The 16458-nt window shown below is 68.3% G+C and carries 17 protein-coding genes; 6 read left to right on the top strand and 11 right to left on the bottom strand.

Going from position 1 to position 16458, the window contains the following annotated elements:
- Nucleotides 1–45: 45 nt before the first annotated feature.
- Nucleotides 46–1056, top strand: coding sequence for a sodium:calcium antiporter (locus tag NQV17_RS25810; RefSeq protein WP_257774404.1), 1011 nt, complete (start codon nt 46–48; stop codon nt 1054–1056).
- Nucleotides 1057–1225: 169 nt separating this feature from the next.
- Here the strand turns inward: NQV17_RS25810 and NQV17_RS25805 are convergent, their stop codons facing one another.
- The 6 genes from NQV17_RS25805 to gstA all read right to left on the bottom strand — a co-directional run bounded on the left by NQV17_RS25805 (nt 1226) and on the right by gstA (nt 8800).
- Nucleotides 1226–1594, bottom strand: coding sequence for a copper-binding protein (locus NQV17_RS25805; RefSeq protein ID WP_257774403.1), 369 nt, complete (start codon nt 1592–1594; stop codon nt 1226–1228).
- The gene (locus NQV17_RS25800) at nt 1591–4797 is read right to left on the bottom strand and encodes an efflux RND transporter permease subunit (protein ID WP_257774402.1); all 3207 of its coding nucleotides are present in this window, start codon (nt 4795–4797) and stop codon (nt 1591–1593) included. Before NQV17_RS25800 ends, NQV17_RS25805 begins: the two co-directional genes overlap by 4 nt.
- Nucleotides 4794–6308 carry an efflux RND transporter periplasmic adaptor subunit gene (locus NQV17_RS25795; RefSeq protein WP_257774401.1) on the bottom strand — a complete coding sequence of 505 codons (1515 nt, stop codon included), beginning with the start codon at nt 6306–6308 and terminating at the stop codon, nt 4794–4796. The genes NQV17_RS25800 and NQV17_RS25795 overlap by 4 nt, the downstream gene beginning before the upstream one ends.
- 11 nt (nt 6309–6319) lie before the next feature.
- A complete protein-coding gene (locus NQV17_RS25790) occupies nt 6320–7609 on the bottom strand; it encodes a TolC family protein (protein ID WP_257774400.1) in 1290 nt (429 codons plus the stop codon).
- Nucleotides 7610–7700: 91 nt separating this feature from the next.
- Nucleotides 7701–8081 (bottom strand): hypothetical protein, encoded by a 381-nt coding sequence (locus NQV17_RS25785; protein WP_257774399.1) that lies wholly within the window; start codon nt 8079–8081, stop codon nt 7701–7703.
- A gap of 86 nt (nt 8082–8167) precedes the next feature.
- Complete coding sequence (gene gstA, locus NQV17_RS25780; protein ID WP_257774398.1) at nt 8168–8800, bottom strand: glutathione transferase GstA; 633 nt, start codon at nt 8798–8800, stop codon at nt 8168–8170.
- A 135-nt stretch (nt 8801–8935) separates the two neighbouring features.
- Between gstA and NQV17_RS25775 the strand changes: the two genes are divergently transcribed.
- From NQV17_RS25775 to NQV17_RS25760, 4 genes are all read left to right on the top strand, one after another.
- On the top strand, nt 8936–9292 hold the full coding sequence (locus tag NQV17_RS25775) for a helix-turn-helix domain-containing protein (RefSeq protein WP_257774397.1): 357 nt from the start codon (nt 8936–8938) through the stop codon (nt 9290–9292).
- 21 nt (nt 9293–9313) lie between these two features.
- Nucleotides 9314–9682, top strand: a complete 369-nt coding sequence (locus tag NQV17_RS25770; RefSeq protein WP_044848306.1) for a hypothetical protein — start codon at nt 9314–9316, stop codon at nt 9680–9682.
- 170 nt (nt 9683–9852) lie between these two features.
- Nucleotides 9853–10740 (top strand): helix-turn-helix transcriptional regulator, encoded by an 888-nt coding sequence (locus NQV17_RS25765; protein ID WP_257774396.1) that lies wholly within the window; start codon nt 9853–9855, stop codon nt 10738–10740.
- Between the two features lie 439 nt (nt 10741–11179).
- Nucleotides 11180–11770, top strand: coding sequence for a GNAT family N-acetyltransferase (locus NQV17_RS25760; protein ID WP_044848062.1), 591 nt, complete (start codon nt 11180–11182; stop codon nt 11768–11770).
- A gap of 52 nt (nt 11771–11822) precedes the next feature.
- Here the strand turns inward: NQV17_RS25760 and tam are convergent, their stop codons facing one another.
- The 4 genes from tam to NQV17_RS25740 all read right to left on the bottom strand — a co-directional run bounded on the left by tam (nt 11823) and on the right by NQV17_RS25740 (nt 14801).
- Nucleotides 11823–12608, bottom strand: a complete 786-nt coding sequence (gene tam / locus NQV17_RS25755; protein ID WP_257774395.1) for a trans-aconitate 2-methyltransferase — start codon at nt 12606–12608, stop codon at nt 11823–11825.
- A gap of 120 nt (nt 12609–12728) precedes the next feature.
- Complete coding sequence (locus NQV17_RS25750; RefSeq protein ID WP_257774394.1) at nt 12729–13163, bottom strand: GNAT family N-acetyltransferase; 435 nt, start codon at nt 13161–13163, stop codon at nt 12729–12731.
- Nucleotides 13164–13245: 82 nt separating this feature from the next.
- Nucleotides 13246–13446, bottom strand: a complete 201-nt coding sequence (locus NQV17_RS25745; RefSeq protein ID WP_257774393.1) for a hypothetical protein — start codon at nt 13444–13446, stop codon at nt 13246–13248.
- A 35-nt stretch (nt 13447–13481) separates the two neighbouring features.
- Nucleotides 13482–14801, bottom strand: a complete 1320-nt coding sequence (locus NQV17_RS25740) for a DUF3422 family protein (RefSeq protein WP_257774392.1) — start codon at nt 14799–14801, stop codon at nt 13482–13484.
- Between the two features lie 161 nt (nt 14802–14962).
- On the opposite strand from NQV17_RS25740, the gene NQV17_RS25735 reads away from it, so the two are divergent.
- Nucleotides 14963–15838 carry a LysR family transcriptional regulator gene (locus NQV17_RS25735; protein ID WP_257774391.1) on the top strand — a complete coding sequence of 292 codons (876 nt, stop codon included), beginning with the start codon at nt 14963–14965 and terminating at the stop codon, nt 15836–15838.
- Here NQV17_RS25735 and NQV17_RS25730 read toward each other — a convergent pair whose 3' ends face one another.
- Nucleotides 15839–16399: a hypothetical protein gene (locus tag NQV17_RS25730; protein WP_257774390.1), complete on the bottom strand. Its 561-nt coding sequence runs from the start codon at nt 16397–16399 to the stop codon at nt 15839–15841.
- Nucleotides 16400–16458 lie beyond the last annotated feature (59 nt).

The raw sequence follows: 16458 nt of genomic DNA, 5'->3' as shown, positions 1-16458 counted from the left end.
CTCGCGTTTCGCCACTGCCCGCCTGCCTGCCTGCGGAGGTGCCGCATGACCCTGATGCTCGTCGAACTGGCGTTCATGCTGATCGTCATCCTGGTCGCGGCCGAACTCTTCACGAATGCGCTCGAACATCTCGGCGAACGGCTGAAGATTTCCGAAGGCGTGACCGGTTCGCTGTTCGCCGCCGTCGGCACCGCGCTGCCCGAAACGATGGTGCCGCTGCTCGCGCTCGCGGGCGGCACGTCGAACGCGGCGGTCAACGAGGAGATCGGCGTCGGCGCGATTCTGGGCGCGCCGCTGATGCTCGCGACGCTGACGACCTTCCTGATGACGCTCGCCGTGATCCGCTCGCGCGGACTGACCGGCACGATCGCGCCCGAGCGGACCGGCTTCGTGCGCGACCTGAACTACTTCATCGCCGCATTCGCGCTCGCCACCGTCGCGATGTTCGTCCCGCATCACGTGTGGGCGGTCCGCGCGCTGCTCGCCGCGATGCTGGTCGGCGTCTACGTGATGTACGTCGTGATGACGTTCCGCGCGTCGACGCAGCTCGTCGATGCCGGGCACGGCACCGAGGCGCCGCACGCGATGTTCCTGTCGCGCGTCGGGCTGCCGACCAACCTCGCGACCATCGCGCTGCAGCTCGCGCTCGGCGTCGCGCTGCTCGTCGGCGGGGCGAAAGGCTTCATCCACGGCGTGGAAGGCGTGTCGCACCTGCTCGGTATTTCCGCGCTGCTGCTGTCGCTGATCATCGTGCCGATCGCGACCGAGTTGCCGGAAAAGGTCAACAGCGTGCTGTGGATCCGCCGCAAGAAGGACACGCTCGCGTTCGGCAACATCACCGGCGCGATGGTGTTCCAGGGCACGCTGCTGCCGGCGATCGGCATCATGCTGACGCCGTGGGAGCCGCGCCCCGAAGTGCTGACCGGCGTGGTCATCACGCTCGCGGCGGCGGTCTGGCTGCGTGTCAATGCGCGTGCGCGCGGGCTCGCGATCTGGGCGCTGCTGGCGAACGGGGCCGGGTATGTCGGCTATCTGTTCGTGACGTTGACGCGCTGAAGACGCTGAAGACGCTGAATGCGTTGAAGGCGCTGAAGGTGCTGAATGCGCTGAAGACGCGGATCGGGCGCGTCGCCCGACAGGCGCACGCCCCCGAACGCTGCCCTCGTAACCGCACGGCGCTTGACGACGCTCGATGCGGGCGGCCATGCCGCCCGCTTCCCCGCGCTTACGACGCCTTCACGAGCCTGACGATCGTCAGCGTGCCGTTGACGTTCTCGACGCGGACCTTCACCTTGTCACCCGCATGGACCTCGGCGAGCATGGCCGCGTCCTTCGCCTTGAACGCCATCGTCATCGGCGGCATCCCGACGTTCTCGAGCGCGCCGTGCTTCAGCGTGATCTTGCCGCTCGCGGCATCGACCTTCTTCACTTCGGCATCGGTCAGCGCGGCATGCGACTCGGCCGCGCCGCCCGACGACATCTTCATCCCGGACATGTCCATGCCCGGCATGTCGCCCGCGGCGAGCGCGGGAACGGCGAACACGCTGGTCGCGAAAACGGCAGTGGCGGTGGCGATCAGTTGATTCATCTTCATCGGGATTCTCCAGTTGAGGTGGACGGCACGTTCATGCCGTGAGGAACTGCATCGGAATGCCGCTGACGGCTTGCACCTCGCGCACGACGGCGCTGCAGCAGAAGCCACGCGGCGGGAATGACGAACATCGACAGCAGCGGCGCGGTGATCATGCCGCCGACCATCGGCGCGGCGATGCGCTGCATCACTTCGGAGCCGGCGCCGTGTCCGACCATGATCGGCACGAGGCCGGCCAGCACGACGGCGACCGTCATCGCTTTCGGCCGCACGCGCAGCACCGCGCCTTCGCGAATCGCGTCGAGCAGCACGGCATCGGTCAGCGGCGCGCCGGCGTCGAGGCGGCGCTGCAGCGCGCCCTTCAGGTACAGCAGCATCACGACGCCGAACTCGGCGGCCACGCCCGCCAGCGCGATGAAGCCCACCGACGTCGCGACCGACACCGCGTGGCCCAACGCCCAGACGAGCCAGAAGCCGCCGATCAGCGCGAACGGCACCGTGGACATCAGCAGCAGCGCATCGGCCGCGGAGCCGAACGTGACGAACAGCAGCACGAAGATCACGGCGAGCGTCACCGGCACCACGGTGCGCAGCGTCGCCGCCGCGCGTTCGAGATACTCGAACTGTCCCGACCACGCGATCGAATAGCCGGGCGGCAACGCGACCTGTTGCGCGACGACCTGCCGCATCGCACGGACTGCCGTACTCAGATCGGTGCCGCGGATATCGACGTACACATAGCCGGACAGCCGCGCGTTCTCGCTGCGGATCATCGGCGGCCCGTCGGCGATCGCGATGCGCGCGACGTCGCCGAGGCGGATCTGCGCGCCGCGCGCGGTGACGACCGGCAGTTGCCGCAGGTTCTCGAGCGAATCGCGGAGCTCGCGCGGATAGCGCAGGTTGATCGGGAACCGCTCGCGCCCCGCGATCACTTCGCCGACATCCTCGCCGCCGATCGCCGACGACACCACCGACTGGATGTCGGCCACCGACAGCCCATAGCGCGCGGCCGCGAGCCGGTCGACGTCGACGTCGAGGTAGCGGCCGCCGTTCAGCCGTTCCGCGAGCGCGGACGTGACGCCCGGTACACGTTTCACCGCCGCCTCGACCTGCGTCGCGATCGCGTCGATCCCCGCCAGGTCCGGCCCGGAAATCTTCACGCCGACCGGCGTCTTGATGCCGGTGGAGAGCATGTCGAGCCGGTTGCGGATCGGCGGCACCCACACGTTCGACAGGCCCGGCACCTTCACCGTGCGATCGAGTTCGTCGACGAGCTTCTCCGGCGTCATCCCCGGCCGCCATGCGCTGCGCGGCTTGAAGCGGATCGTCGTTTCGAACATCTCGAGCGGCGCGGGATCGGTCGCCGTATCCGCGCGCCCCGACTTGCCGAACACCGTGTCGACCTCGGGCACGGTCTTGATCAGCCGGTCGGTCTGCTGCAGCAGCTCGCTCGCCTTGTCGGCCGAGATGCCCGGCAGCGCGGTCGGCATGTACAGCAGATCGCCTTCGTCGAGCGGCGGCATGAACTCGCCGCCGAGCCGCGACAACGGCACGACGGTCAGCAACAGCGCGGCGATCGCGACGCCGATCGCGCGCCACGGGCGCCGCAGCGTCGCTTCGAGCAGCGGCCGGTACACGCGGGTCAGCACGCGGTTGATCGGGTTCGCGTGCTCGGGCGGAATGCGGCCGCGCACGAGATACCCCATCAGCACGGGCACGAGCGTCACCGACAGCGCGGCCGCGGCGGCGATCGTGTAGGTCTTCGTGAACGCGAGCGGCGCGAACAGCTTGCCCTCCTGCCCTTCGAGCGAAAACACCGGCACGAACGACAGCGTGATGATCAGCAGCGAGAAAAACAGCGCCGGCCCGACCTCCGCGGCCGACGTCGCGACGAGTTCCCAGCGCCGCGCAGTCGTGATCGGCTCGCCGGGATGCGCGTGGCCGTATGCCTCCAGATGCTTGTGCGCGTTCTCGATCATCACGATCGCCGCATCGATCATCGCGCCGATCGCGATCGCGATGCCGCCCAGCGACATCAGGTTCGCGTTCACGCCCTGGTAGCGCATCACGATGAACGCGGCGAGCACGCCGAGCGGCAGCGACAGGATCGCGACGAACGCGCTGCGCAGGTGGAACAGGAACACCGCGCAGACGATCCCGACGATCACGAACTCCTCGATCAGCTTGTCGCGGAGGTTGTCCACCGCGCGCTCGATCAATTGCGAGCGGTCGTAGGTCGTGACGATGTCGACACCGGGCGGCAGCGATCGCTTCAGGTCGGCGAGCTTCGCCTTCACCGCGTCGATCGTCGTCAGCGCGTTCTTGCCCGAGCGCATCACGACGACACCGCCCGCCACCTCGCCCTGCCCGTCCAGTTCCGCGATCCCGCGCCGCATCGCCGGGCCGACCTGGATGCGCGCGACGTCGCCGAGCAGCACCGGCGTACCCGCGTCGTCGGTGCGCAGCACCACGTGCCGGAAGTCGTCGAGCGTGCGCAGGTAGCCGGACGAACGCACCATGTACTCCGACTCGGCCAGCTCGACGACCGCGCCGCCCGATGCCTGGTTGGCCTTGCCGAGCGCGTCCGCGACCGCCGCCTGCGTGATGCCGTACGCGCGCAGCTTGTCTGGATCGAGCACGACCTGGTACTGGCGCACCATCCCGCCGACGCTCGCCACTTCCGACACGTCCGGCACGGCCTTCAGCTCGAACTTCAGGAACCAGTCGTTGAGCGCACGCAGTTGCCCGAGGTCGTGACGGCCGGTGCGATCGACGAGTGCGTACTCGTACACCCAGCCGACCCCGGTCGCATCCGGCCCGAGCGACACGGTCGCGCCCGCGGGCAGGCGGCTCTGCACCTGGCTCAGGTATTCGAGCACGCGCGAACGCGCCCAGTACGGGTCGGTGTGGTCGTCGAACAGCACGTAGACGAACGCGTCGCCGAACGACGAGTACGCGCGCACGGTTTTCGCGCCCGGTACGCCGAGCAGTGTCGTCGTCAGCGGATAGGTGACCTGGTCCTCGACGACCTGCGGCGCCTTGCCCGGATACGACGCCTTGACGATCACCTGCGTGTCCGACAGGTCGGGCAGCGCATCGAGCGGCGTCTGCCGCAGCGCATGCACGCCCCACGCCGCGATCAGCACGGTAGCGAGCAGCACCAGGAAGCGGTTGCGGACGGACCAGCGAATCACATGCGCGATCATCGCGTGCCTCCCTGCGGCTCGACCTTCGTCAGCCGGTAGCCGTCGTCGCGCTGCACGAACGCGAAACGCACCGTCTGGCCAGCCTTCACGTCCGGGAACGCGTGTGCCGACGGCTTGCCGAACGCCATCGTCATCGCGCCCCAGCCGAGTGCCGGCACCGGCTGATGCGAGAACGTGATGTCGTCGTCGGTGACTTGCTCGACCTTGCCGGTGGTTTCGTACACCGGCGCGGCCGCGGCGGCCGGCGCTTGCGCCGCGCTCGCGCCCGCCGCGCCTTCCAGCCGCGGCAGCACGCTTTTCAGGCTCGCTTCCGAATCGATCAGGAACTGCCCCGATGCGACGACCGTATCGCCTTCGCTCAACCCGTCGAGCACTTCCGTGTCGCCGCCGACGTCGTTGCCCACCTTCACAGATACCGGCCGGAGCCGGCCGTCGCCGGTCTTCACGATGACGATCGTGCGCTTGCCGGTCGCGATCACCGCTTCGGACGGCACCAGCAGGCGCGACACCGCCTTCCGCGCCGCGACATGCACGCGCATCAGCATGCCGGGCGTGAGCCTGAGCGCCGCATTGTCGATCTCCACGCGCGCCTGCAGCGTGCGGCTGCTCGTGTTGATGCCGGGCAGCACTTCGCGGATGCGGCCGGTGAAGTGCCGCGCCGGATCGCCCGCGAACGTCGCGTCGACCGCCATCCCCGGCTGCACGTTCAGCGCGAGCGCTTCCGGCACCTCGACGATGAGCCAGAGCGTCGACAGCCCGGCGATCTTCGCGAGCGTCTGTCCCGGCGTGACCATCGCGCCATCCCGCACGTTCAGTTCGCTGACGACGCCGGTTTCCGGCGCGCGCAGCACGACATGCGTCTGCGCGCGGCCGGTGCGATCGAGCGCGGCGATCATCGCGTCGGGCATCGACAGCGCACGCATCCGCGCGCGCGACGCATCGAGCAGGCTGCCGTCCATCTCGCCCCGCTTGAGCGCGAGATATTCCTCCTGCGGCGCGAGCCATTCCGGCACGAACAGCGACGCGATCGGCGCGCCCTTTTCGATGCGCTGCATCGGCGCCCGTGCGTAAAGCCGGTCGATGTAGCCGGTGACGCGCGACTGCACGACGTCCGCGCGCGATTCGTCGAATTGCGTAGTGCCCACCGCATCGAAACCGTCCGCCGTCTGCTGCCGGCGCACGGTCGCATAGCGGATGCCGAGGTTCTGCTGCAGGCCCGGATCGATCCGGATGCCCCGTGCATCGCCGCCCTCGTCCGCATAGACGGGCTGCAGTTGCATGTCCATGAACGGCGATTTCCCCGGTTTGTCGAAGTGCTGGTTCGGCACCATCGGGTCGTGCCAGTACAGCACCTTGCGTCCTGCCTGCGAATCGGGCGTGCCTGCCGCCGCGACGGCAGCCGTTTGCGCGCTGCCCGATGCATGGCGCATGCCCGCGACATAACCGGCGCCGAGCAGCGCCGCGCCCGCGCATGCCAGCAACGCCGCACGCGCCAGTGATTGCTTCGTCATGAGGTTCTCCTTCACTGCGCGGCGGCCATCGTCGACGGCACGACCTGATATTCGAGCTGCGCCCAGGTCCGCGACACGTCGCGTCCGAGCTCGAGCACCTGCAACTGCGCGTCCAGCTGCGCGCGCCGGGCGGCGAACGTGTCGGCGAGCGAACCGGTGCCGGCCCGGTAGGCGGCCGTGGCGAGCTGCACGCGCTGCCCGGCGGCGGGCAACAGCGATTCGCGCAGCGTCGCGAGGCGTTCTCGGCCGCTTGCCAGCGTTTCGGACTGCGTACGGATATCGGCTTGCACTTGACGCAGCGTGTCCTCGTACATCAGGCGCGCCTTCGTCGCGAGCGCGGCCTTTTCGGCGACGTCGCGGTTCTGCCGGTTCTTGCGATCGAGCGGCAACGGGATCGTGACGCCGACGGACACCATGTTCGAATACGCGCCGCCGCGCTGCTGGTACGCGATCTCCCAGGTCCAGTTCGGGCTGCGCTCGCTGTCGGCCACCGCGGCGTCGGCCTCGGCGACCGCGATGTCGTCTGCGGCGGCGACGAGCGCCGGTTGCGACACGCGCAGTTCGTCCGGCGGCAACGACGACACGAAGGATTCGGGCGCGGGCGGCGTGCCCGTCACATCCGTGACGGGCGCAGCCGTCCAGCGGCCGAGCGCGATGAGTGCGGTGCGATAGGCCTGCCGCGCGTCGAGCACCTGATCCTGCGTTTGCGCCAGCATCGCGCGAGCCTGGACGACCTCGCCCGCGCTCGCCTTCGCGCCGCGATACGACGCCTGCGTCGCGTCGAGCTCATGCCGCATGTGATCGAGCAACGCCTGGCGAAGCGCGAGCGCCTGCTTCGCGTAGAGGGCGTCGAGCCAGGCCGCCGCAGTCCGCTGGCGCACCGTGGCCAGTTGCACGAGATAGTCCGCGCGTTCGCGGCCGACTCGCTCGTCGGCCAGCGCCGCGCGCAGCCGCCGCTTGTCGCCGGACACCCATTCCTGCTCGATGCCGATGCGGCGCATCGTCATGAAGTCCTGGCCGACGGTGAAGCGCTGCCCGCCGTTGACCGGCAGGTTGTCGATGCCGGCCTTGAGCATCGGGTCCGGCAGCTGGCCGGCCTTGACTGCCGCTTCCGAACTCGCGCGCACCGAAGCCTGCGCAGCCTGCATCGACGCGGAACGTTCGGTGGCGGCCTGCAGCGCGGCGTCCAGCGTGACGGGCGACTGCTGCGCATGGGCGCCCGCCGCCAGCAGCGCCGCCCAAAGCACGGCCGCGCGCCGGCACGCACGCCGCATGCGCGGCGTGCAGAAATCGAATGACATGGTGTAACCCCAAGTCGGAACCCGAATGGATTCCACGTCCCGAACACGGGACGAACCTCACCGCCTCGGCGGTGAACCGGTCAAATCGGGATCAGCTGATGCGGGGCGGGCGCCACAACCCGTTCGGGTCGCGGATCGGGACGGACTGCGCGTAGTGGAAGACGATCGTGCTGGCGAACGCAGCGGGACGGCTCACATCGGTGCGAGCGGCCGGGTGATAGAGACTGCCGAACTGGCATTGGGCCGTCACCTTGCAGGCCATGCCCTTCGTCTTGGCCTTCGTGGTGTCGGTGGGCGACGCTTTCATCGAATCGCAGCCGCTCATGTCGGCGGACATGCTCATGCCCGCGTTCGCGTCCATCGACATCGTGTGCTGCATCGGACATTCACCGGTCAAGCCGCTGGCTGCCAGCCCGCTGATGGGCAGCACCGCGCAAAGCAGCAGCAGGATGAAGGTCCGAAGCAGTTTCATGGCGGCGATTATAGCGCGGCGGTTTGCGGTATGGCGCGGCGATGTGTGCGGCTTCTTACGGTGTCCGACGCCGCCCCCTAAACGCGCTAGCGTGCCAGCCCGTCCGCGGCGAGCACCTGCTGCACGGCCGGCCGCGCCCGCACCCGCTCGTACCACGCGCGCAGGTTCGCATGGCGGCTCAGGTCGATGTCCGCGTTGTACACCGAGCGCATCCAGTCGGCCTTGCCCCAGCCCGTCAGCGCGAACAGGTACGCATCGGCAATCGTGAACGTGTCGCCCGTCACATACGGGTTGCCGTCGAGCTGCCGGTCGATCCACGCAAAGCGGCTGTCGAGCTTCTGCCGCACCGGGTCGACGTATTGCCCCGCCTGCACCGCGTAAAGCAGCGGGATGAAGCCCTTGTGGATCTCGGTGCCGAGGAAGTTCAGCCATTCCATCAGCCGGTAGCGGGCGAGCGTGCCGTACGCGGGCGCGAGCCGCGCTTCGGGGCGCCGGTCCGCGAGATACTGCGCGATCACCGGTCCTTCGCGCAGCATCGTGCCGTCGTCGAGTTCGAGCAGCGGCACGTAGCCGAGTTCGGTCACATCGTAGTAATTGCGCCCGTCTTCAATGACGTGTTTGCGCGCGTCGACCTTGATGACCTGCGCGTCGATGCCGCTTTCGCGCAGCACGATGCAGATGGCCTGCGAACAGCTGCCGGGAGCGTGATAAAGCTTCATGCGTTTCCTTGATCGGGTGGTTCGACTATCGATTCGCCGCGACGCGGGCGCTAATATCTCGCATCGGCGCGGCGCTGAGAAGAAGGCAGTCGTTTGTGCCGTAGTCACAAAAAAGTTACCGACAGGGTCAGCGGCATGAAGACGAGTGCGACAGGATGTTCCGTGGAAGAAGCGATGCGCATGCTCGGCGGCCGCTGGCGGCTGCTGCTCGTGTCGTATCTGCTCGACGGGCCGAAGCGCTTCAGCGACCTGCGCCGCGACATGCCGGGCATCTCGCAGCGGATGCTGACGCTCGATCTGCGCGCGCTCGAGGACGCCGGCTTCGTGCGGCGCACCGTGTATCCGGAAGTGCCGGTGCGCGTCGAGTACGATCTGACCGCGGACGGCGACCGGCTGCGACCCGTCGTCGAGGTCATGCGCGAATTCGGGCTGTGGCTGAAGGCGCGCGATGCGCATGGCGAGGTCGACGCGCAAGCCGCGCTGCCCCGATAACCCCTTACCGAGAGACACATCATGGAACTACACGCTACCGTCGGCGCGGCCACGTCCGATGTCGACGACGACGAAAGCTTCGCGAACATCTATTGCCACGACGCGGCGCAGAACTATTGCTTCTCGCTGCTGCGCTTTCCGGAGGAAACGTCGATCGAGGTGATGGTGCTCGACCAGCTCACCGCGCACGTGAACGACCTGTCGGTGCGCCTCACGGGCGACACGCTCGACGTCGAACTCGATGAGCGCACCGCCGCGAGGCTCGACGGCAACACGCATTACGTGATTCATCTTGCGCCCGGCGAACACGATCCCGTCGCGCTGCGCGCCGCGCTGAAGGAAATCTTCGACGGCAAGAGCGGATATCGCGACGACAGCGCAAGCGCGTGAGCCGAGACAAAGTTACTCATTTACACTGCCTCCGTATGCCCCCGTGCGGGGAGACAAGCTGCGTTTTCCAGGGCAAGCTGGGCGGCACGGCACCCGCCGGTGTTTCCCCCTACTGACGTTTAAGGCCGCAACCGCTAGAATCGCGCCGCTTTTCACCCCGGGGGAACCGCATGCTGCTCAACGTGAACCCCTTCCACCGCGACACCGACCGCTTCAACGTGTCGTTCAAGGCGCTGGGCGAGCTGATCGAGACGGTCGGCACGCCGCACTTCGTGCCGCGTCTCACGCAACTGCTGAACGACGTCGTACCGCTCGACGTCGCGCACGTCGAGCGCTCGCGCGTCGACGGCACGATGCCGACCGGCTACCGCTGCGAATGGATCGGCAGCAGCGGCATCGGCACCGCGACCGCCGACATCTCCGACGTGATGACGCTCTATTACGAGCGCTTTCTCGACAGCGACCCGCTGTTCGCGGGGCTGCGCGGCAAGACGGGCACGATGCTGGTCGTGCGCGACATCGCGGCGCTCCCCCCCGGCGAATTCCGCCAGCGGCTGTTCGACGACGTGCATATCGGCCATGAATGCGTGCTCGCGCGCGGCACCCGCTATGCGCAGCATTCGATCGCGCTGGAACGCGGCCGCGACCGCCCGCCGTTCACGCTCGCCGAAATGAACCGCTTTCGCAGCGTCAGCGATGTGCTGTTCCCGCTGCTCGAGCTGCACGCATCGACCACCGCCGCGCGGCGCATCGCGCATCCGACGCCCGACGTGCATCCGCTCGCGCAGTTCGACGCGCGGATCGCGGCCGACGGCGTGAAGCTGTCGAAGCGCGAATACGAAACCTGCAAGCATCTGATCTCGGGCAAGACCGTGCCGGAAACCGCCGACATCCTCGGCGTGCGCGTCACGTCGGCCGAGTCGTACGTGAAGCGTGCGTTCGCGAAACTCGGGGTGCGCACCAAGCGTGAGCTCGCCGCATGGGGCGCGGCCGTGCCGGGGTTGCCTGCCGCTGCAGCGCGCGACGACGACGCGCCGCCGCCCGCGATCGTGCGCTGATCCGGTCGGCCGCCGGCCGCCCGCTGACGGATGCGCCGCGTCGATGCCCCGCGTCGATGCGTCGCGGCGCGGAATTCCGGCCGCGGACAATTCAGTATCGTCGAACCGCGAGGCGGCCCCCATGAGGGTCTCCGGCAATCGGGCCGTGTGGATTCCGTATGAGCAATCCGTTGCGTGATCGCATCGCCCTGCCAAATGAAGCAATGCGCCGACGAATACGCGGCATGGCCGCGATCGGCGCTCCGCCACGAGACGAGATGCGGATGAGTCCGCGCCGATATCCCGCATAATCGGGCGTTGAGCGCCGCCGCGGGAAGAGACATCGTGCGAGCGCATCAATTCAAAACAGGAACGGGTGCGATCCGGCTCTCGCCGCAAGGCGGCGGCGCCCGCCCCGGGGGAAGACCAGGCAATCCCGCTGAAGACAGGACACCGACACATGGACCGAGCCGAGCACATCAGCATCGAACAGGCGGTCGATCTGCCCGCCGACGAACTGAACGGATGCGACTTTTCGTTCGAGATCGCGTGGGAGCTGAATGCGCCGTACCAGGATCTGCTCGATTTGCGCGCGCTGCCCGTGCAGCGCAAGGACTACGGCTTCGACCCGGCCGGCTGGGCGCGCGAGGCGTCCGGCGGCACCGCGCTGTTCCGCGCGAGCGCGGGCGGGCGCCTCGCGGGATTCGTCGCGATCACCGAAAGCTGGAACGGGATGGCCGAGATCGCGGAACTCGCGGTCGACCGCAGCTGCCGGCGGCAGGGGATCGGCCAGTTCCTGCTCGCGGCCGCGGAAGCGTGGGCGCGCAGCCGCGGGTTCGGCTTCATGCGGCTCGAAACGCAGGCGAACAACGTCGCGGCCTGCTGCACGTACGCGCGGGCGGGCTTCGTCGTGGGCGGCCACGACCGCTTCCTGTACGCCGACGGCGCGAACGACGGGGAAGTCGCCCTCTTCTGGTACAAGGATCTGCGCGACGGGCAAAGCGCGAAGAGCCGGACGGTCGATCCGGAATCGATGCGGCCGCTGTCCTGACCGACGACCCGCCGGCGCCCGCTGCGGTCCTGCTTGCGCCTTTGCTTTCGCCTTACTTCCGCGTCGCGACAATGAACAGGCGCGGGAACGGCAGCAGCACGGTGCCGTCGTCGAGCGACGGGTAGCCGTCCGGACCGGCGAGCGCATCGCGATAGCGCGCGACGAACGCGTCGCGTTCGCCTTCATCGAGTGCCGCGAGGAACGGCCGCAGCGCGCTGCCCTTGAACCATTCGACGACCGCATCGGCGCCGCCGCGCAGCGGATGGTAGTAAGTCGTGCGCCAGACATCCACCCGCGAACACGACGGCGACAGCAGCGCGTAGTAATACCGCGCGTCGAACCGCTCGGTGCGCGCCGCGTCCTTGAGCTTGTCCGCCCAGGGCCCGCCCGCGGCGACCGCGCGCATCAGCCGGTGCGCGGGTTCGTCGAGGTTGTCGGGCATCTGCACCGCGAGATGGCCGCCCGGCGCGAGCCGGCCGACGAGCGACGGAAACAGCGTGTCGTGCGCCGGCACCCATTGCAGCACCGCGTTCGACAGGATCAAGTCGTAGCCGCCCGGATCGTCCCACGTGGAGACATCCGCGAGATCGAAACGCAGCGCGGGCAGGCGCTTGCGCGCGGCCGCGATCATGTCCGGCGACGTGTCGATCCCGCGCACCGTCGCGTCGGGTGCGCGCGCGATCAGCGCTTCGGTCGAATTGCCGGGCCCGCAGCCGATGTCGAGCGCGGTATGGATCGGCGTGTCCGGCACGGCGGCCAGCAGGTCGCGGACAGGCCGCGTGCGTTCGTCTTCGAATCGCACGTACTGTCTGGCGTATTGATCGAGTGGAGTGGTCACGATATGCCTCCGGGTCGGCGTGGACGGCGTCGCGCTACCCGTCGCCGTCGATGCAGCGCATGCTGCGATCCCGCCGGTCTTCGGTAGCGACGCCGGCGCGGTGACGTCAGGCTACATCGCTCAAAGCGTCTTGACCATGAACACGCGCGCCGTCCCTTCCGGCTCGCACGGCACCTCGCCGAACGCCTCGTAACCGTGCTTCCGGTAGAAGTCCGGCGCCTGGAACGTAATCGTGTACAGCACCGCGCGCGCACACCCGCGCCGCTTCGCTTCCGCTTCGGCCTCGCGCAGCAGCCGGCTGCCGAAACCGTCGCCACGCAGCGATTCCGGCAGGTAAAAGAGGTCGATGAAGAAGAGGCCCAGCGACGTCCGGCCGGTGAGGCCGCCCACGACCTCGCCGGTCGCGGGATCGGTCACGTAGACGTCGAGCGCCGCCGTGTCGGATCGGCCCGTCATCGCGTGGTTGAACTCGCCGAGCTTGCGGCTGATGAGCTCGCGTGCGGACGGCTGCTCGATGTCGGTCAGTTGAAGCGAAACGGCGGGATGCGCGTTCATGGCGTGAAGGTGTACTTGGAGGGGCCGCCGGACCTGCAGCGTCCACGGCGGACGTCGTGAATCGACGCGGAACGACCAGGCGTCAGTTGTACCCGAGAATCGCCACCGCCGCGACATCCGGCCGATCGATCGTGCTGCCGACGAGCGACGTCATCGGCTCCTGGAGCACGGCCTGATACGACGTCACGCACACCTCTTCCGGCGCGCCGGCGTCATCCCGAACGGGTTCGTCGAATGCGTCGTAGCCAGTGAAAAACCCCGCTTGCGTTTGCGTAAAAGTCATCTCCACTCCTTTCGATATGTCGTCGATGTTCTATTTCAATTTGCCTGTTGCAACGTCGCCGCTTGCACGGCTGCGCCGCCATGCGCGGCCTCCGACCGCGCGAGCTGCGCGCGCGTGCGCCGCGTGATGTGAATCACCGCGAACACGACCGGCGCGATCAACAGGCCTTCCGCGAGTTCGGGATCGACCGGCAGGTTCATCACGTGCAGCGCCTTGAACGCCGCGGTCGCGAGCGACAGCACGTAGTACGAAATGGCCGCCACCGACAACCCTTCGACCGCGTGCTGCAGATGCAGCTGGTTGCGCGCGGTGCGCTCCATGCCTGCAAGCAGGCGCGTGACGTCCTTTTCCTGCGCGAGATTCACACGCGTGCGCAGCAGGTCGACCGCGCGCGCGATCCGCGCGGCGATCTGCTCGTGACGCGCCCACACGCTGCGGCAGGTTTCCATCGCCGGCGCGAAGCGCCGCTCCATGAACTCCGCGATCGTCGGCATCCCTTCGATGCGCTCCTCGCGCAGCTCGTGGATGCGCGCCAGCACGAGCTTTTCGTAAGCACGCGACGCGCTGAAGCGGCCGCCGGACCCCGACAGCGCCTCGACCCGCACCGCGAGATGCGTGAGCTTCACGAGCAAGGCCGCGTCGTCGCCATCGGCGCCGCCCGCATCCATCCGCTGCATCAGCGCATGCAGCGCCGCGTGGATCTCGTCGAGCTCGCGGCTCATGCGCCGTGCGACCGGCAACGCGAGCAGCGCCATCATCCGGTACGTCTCGATTTCATGGAGGCGTTGCAGCAGGCGGCCGCCCTGCTCCTCGCGGAAATCCTCGTCGACGACGAGAAAGCGCATGAAGCCGTCGTCGCGCACGTGCCAGTCGCAGAACACCTTGCCGCCGCCGAGCACGTTGCTGCCGACGAGCGCGGGCCCGTCGATCCAGCGGCGCAGGTCGCCGCACACGAGCCGCGCGGCATCGCCCGACAGCAACTCCATGCGCACCGCGACGAAGCGGATGCCCGCGAGCCGTGCGAACCAGGCTGCCGGGATCCCTTCGATCGCGAGATCGTCGAAATAACCGGTGTCGCGGCGCGGCGCGACGAACGTGAAGGTCGAGAATTCGGTGTGGCGCTCCCACTTCAGGTACCAGCCGCCCGGCGATTGCACCGCGTAGTGGGTCGCGCCGTCCTGCGGCGCGGCAATGCCGGTGTCGCGGCACAGCGCGTGCAGCAGCGTTTCGTGGATGTCGGGCTGGCCGTCCGCGTAGATCGCGTAGTGCGTGAGCGACACGGCTTCGGCGAGCCGCAGGAACGGCCGGGCATGCAATTCCGCGGCCAGTGCGGCACGCAATGGATGATCCATCATCGGTACACCACTCTTCCCTGTTCGGCGCTGCGTGCCGGGCACGCCGGCGTGATCGCCGCACCGCATCGAACGATGCGGCCGGCGCGATGCCACTATGGCAGACACACAGCGACAATAAAAACGCATAATGCTGATCGTTACGTTCAGTTTTCCTGATACCGATGAAGATGCTCGATCACGACGTGCTGGCCACCGTCGTCGCCGTCGCGGAAACCGGCAACATGACCCGCGCCGCCGAAGCGGTGAACCGCTCGCAATCGGCCGTGAGCATGCAGATCAAGAGCCTGGAAGACGCGATCGGCCGGCCGCTGTTCGTGCGCAAGCCGCGCAGCATCGTGCTGACGCGCGAAGGCGAGGTGCTGCTGGGATTCGCCAGACGAATGCTGGCGCTGCGCGACGAGGCGTGGGCGGCCGTGGTGCGGCCGGAAGTGACGGGTAAGGTGGTCATCGGCGTGCCGGACGACTATGCGTCGTCGCTGCTGCCGTCGGTGCTGAAGAAATTTTCGGCGACCTATCCGAAGGTCGAGATCCAGGTGATCGGGCTGCCGAGCAGCGCGCTCGCGCCGCTCCTGAAGGACGGCACGGTCGATCTGGTGTGCGGCACGCGCATCAAGGGGCTGTCCGGCGACTTCATCCGCCACGAGCCGATGGCGTGGGCCGCGATGACGAACGGGCCGCGCGTATGGGAAGAACGGCCGCTGCCGATCGCGGTGTTCATGCCGGGCAGCGTCGCGCGCGAGAACGCGATCCGCAGCCTCGAACGCGCGAAGCTGCCGTTCCGTACTTCGTATGAAAGCCCGAGCCTGCTCGGTCTGCTCAGCATGGTCGAGGCCGGCCTCGCGGTCGCGCCGCTCGCGCGCTGCGCGATACCCGCGCAACTGTCGATGCTCGGCCGCTCGCACGGGCTGCCCGATTTGCCGCCGCTCGAACTGATCCTCGCGCGCAGCGCGAAATCGAAGCGCCCGCCGTGCGACTTTCTCGCGGAACAGCTGATGGAAGACCTGCAGCGGCAAACCGGGCAGACCGGCGACGCGTGATCAGCGCATCGCGCCGAACCCGGCCGCGCCCAGTGCCGCGTTGACGTTCGCGGCCACGCGATCGACGAGCGCTTCCAGCGTATTGCCGCATACCTGCGCGTGTTCCGGTGCGACGTGCTCCGCGCGTTGCGAGCCCCACTGCGCGCCCGACACGACCGACAGCGTCGCGCCGAAGCGGTTGCCGTGGCGGCGGCCGAAGGTGCTCACGCGCCGCCCGGCCACGTAGTCCTGTTCGGGCAGGCAGAGCCGGATCTCGACCGCGACCTGATCGCGATCGTTGAGGCGCGCGGCGGGGCTCACCGACGCCGCGAACACCTTGCCGATCCGCCAGGTCACGAAGCTCTCCCAGGCCGCAAGCGGCCCGCCGGCCGCGTCGACCCGCTCGGTGTCCACCGACCACTGGTGCCGGTCGGGCACGACGATCGCCTGATGCAGCAGCATTTCGGCCACGCGCACCGTCGTCACGAGCTGACGCGCGAGTTGCTGGCCGGACGGCAGCGACGCCGTCCGTAACCGGCCGCTCGCCGGCCGCGCGACAGGTACGACTTCCAATAGATCCATGACTCCTCCGTATTCGTGATCGGCGCCGCGCACGCAGCATCGCGCGCCGGTTCGCCGCC

The sequence above is a fragment of the Burkholderia sp. SCN-KJ genome (genome assembly GCF_024656005.1).
Classification (GTDB): domain Bacteria; phylum Pseudomonadota; class Gammaproteobacteria; order Burkholderiales; family Burkholderiaceae; genus Burkholderia.
This window is presented reverse-complemented; position numbering and strand designations above follow the sequence as displayed.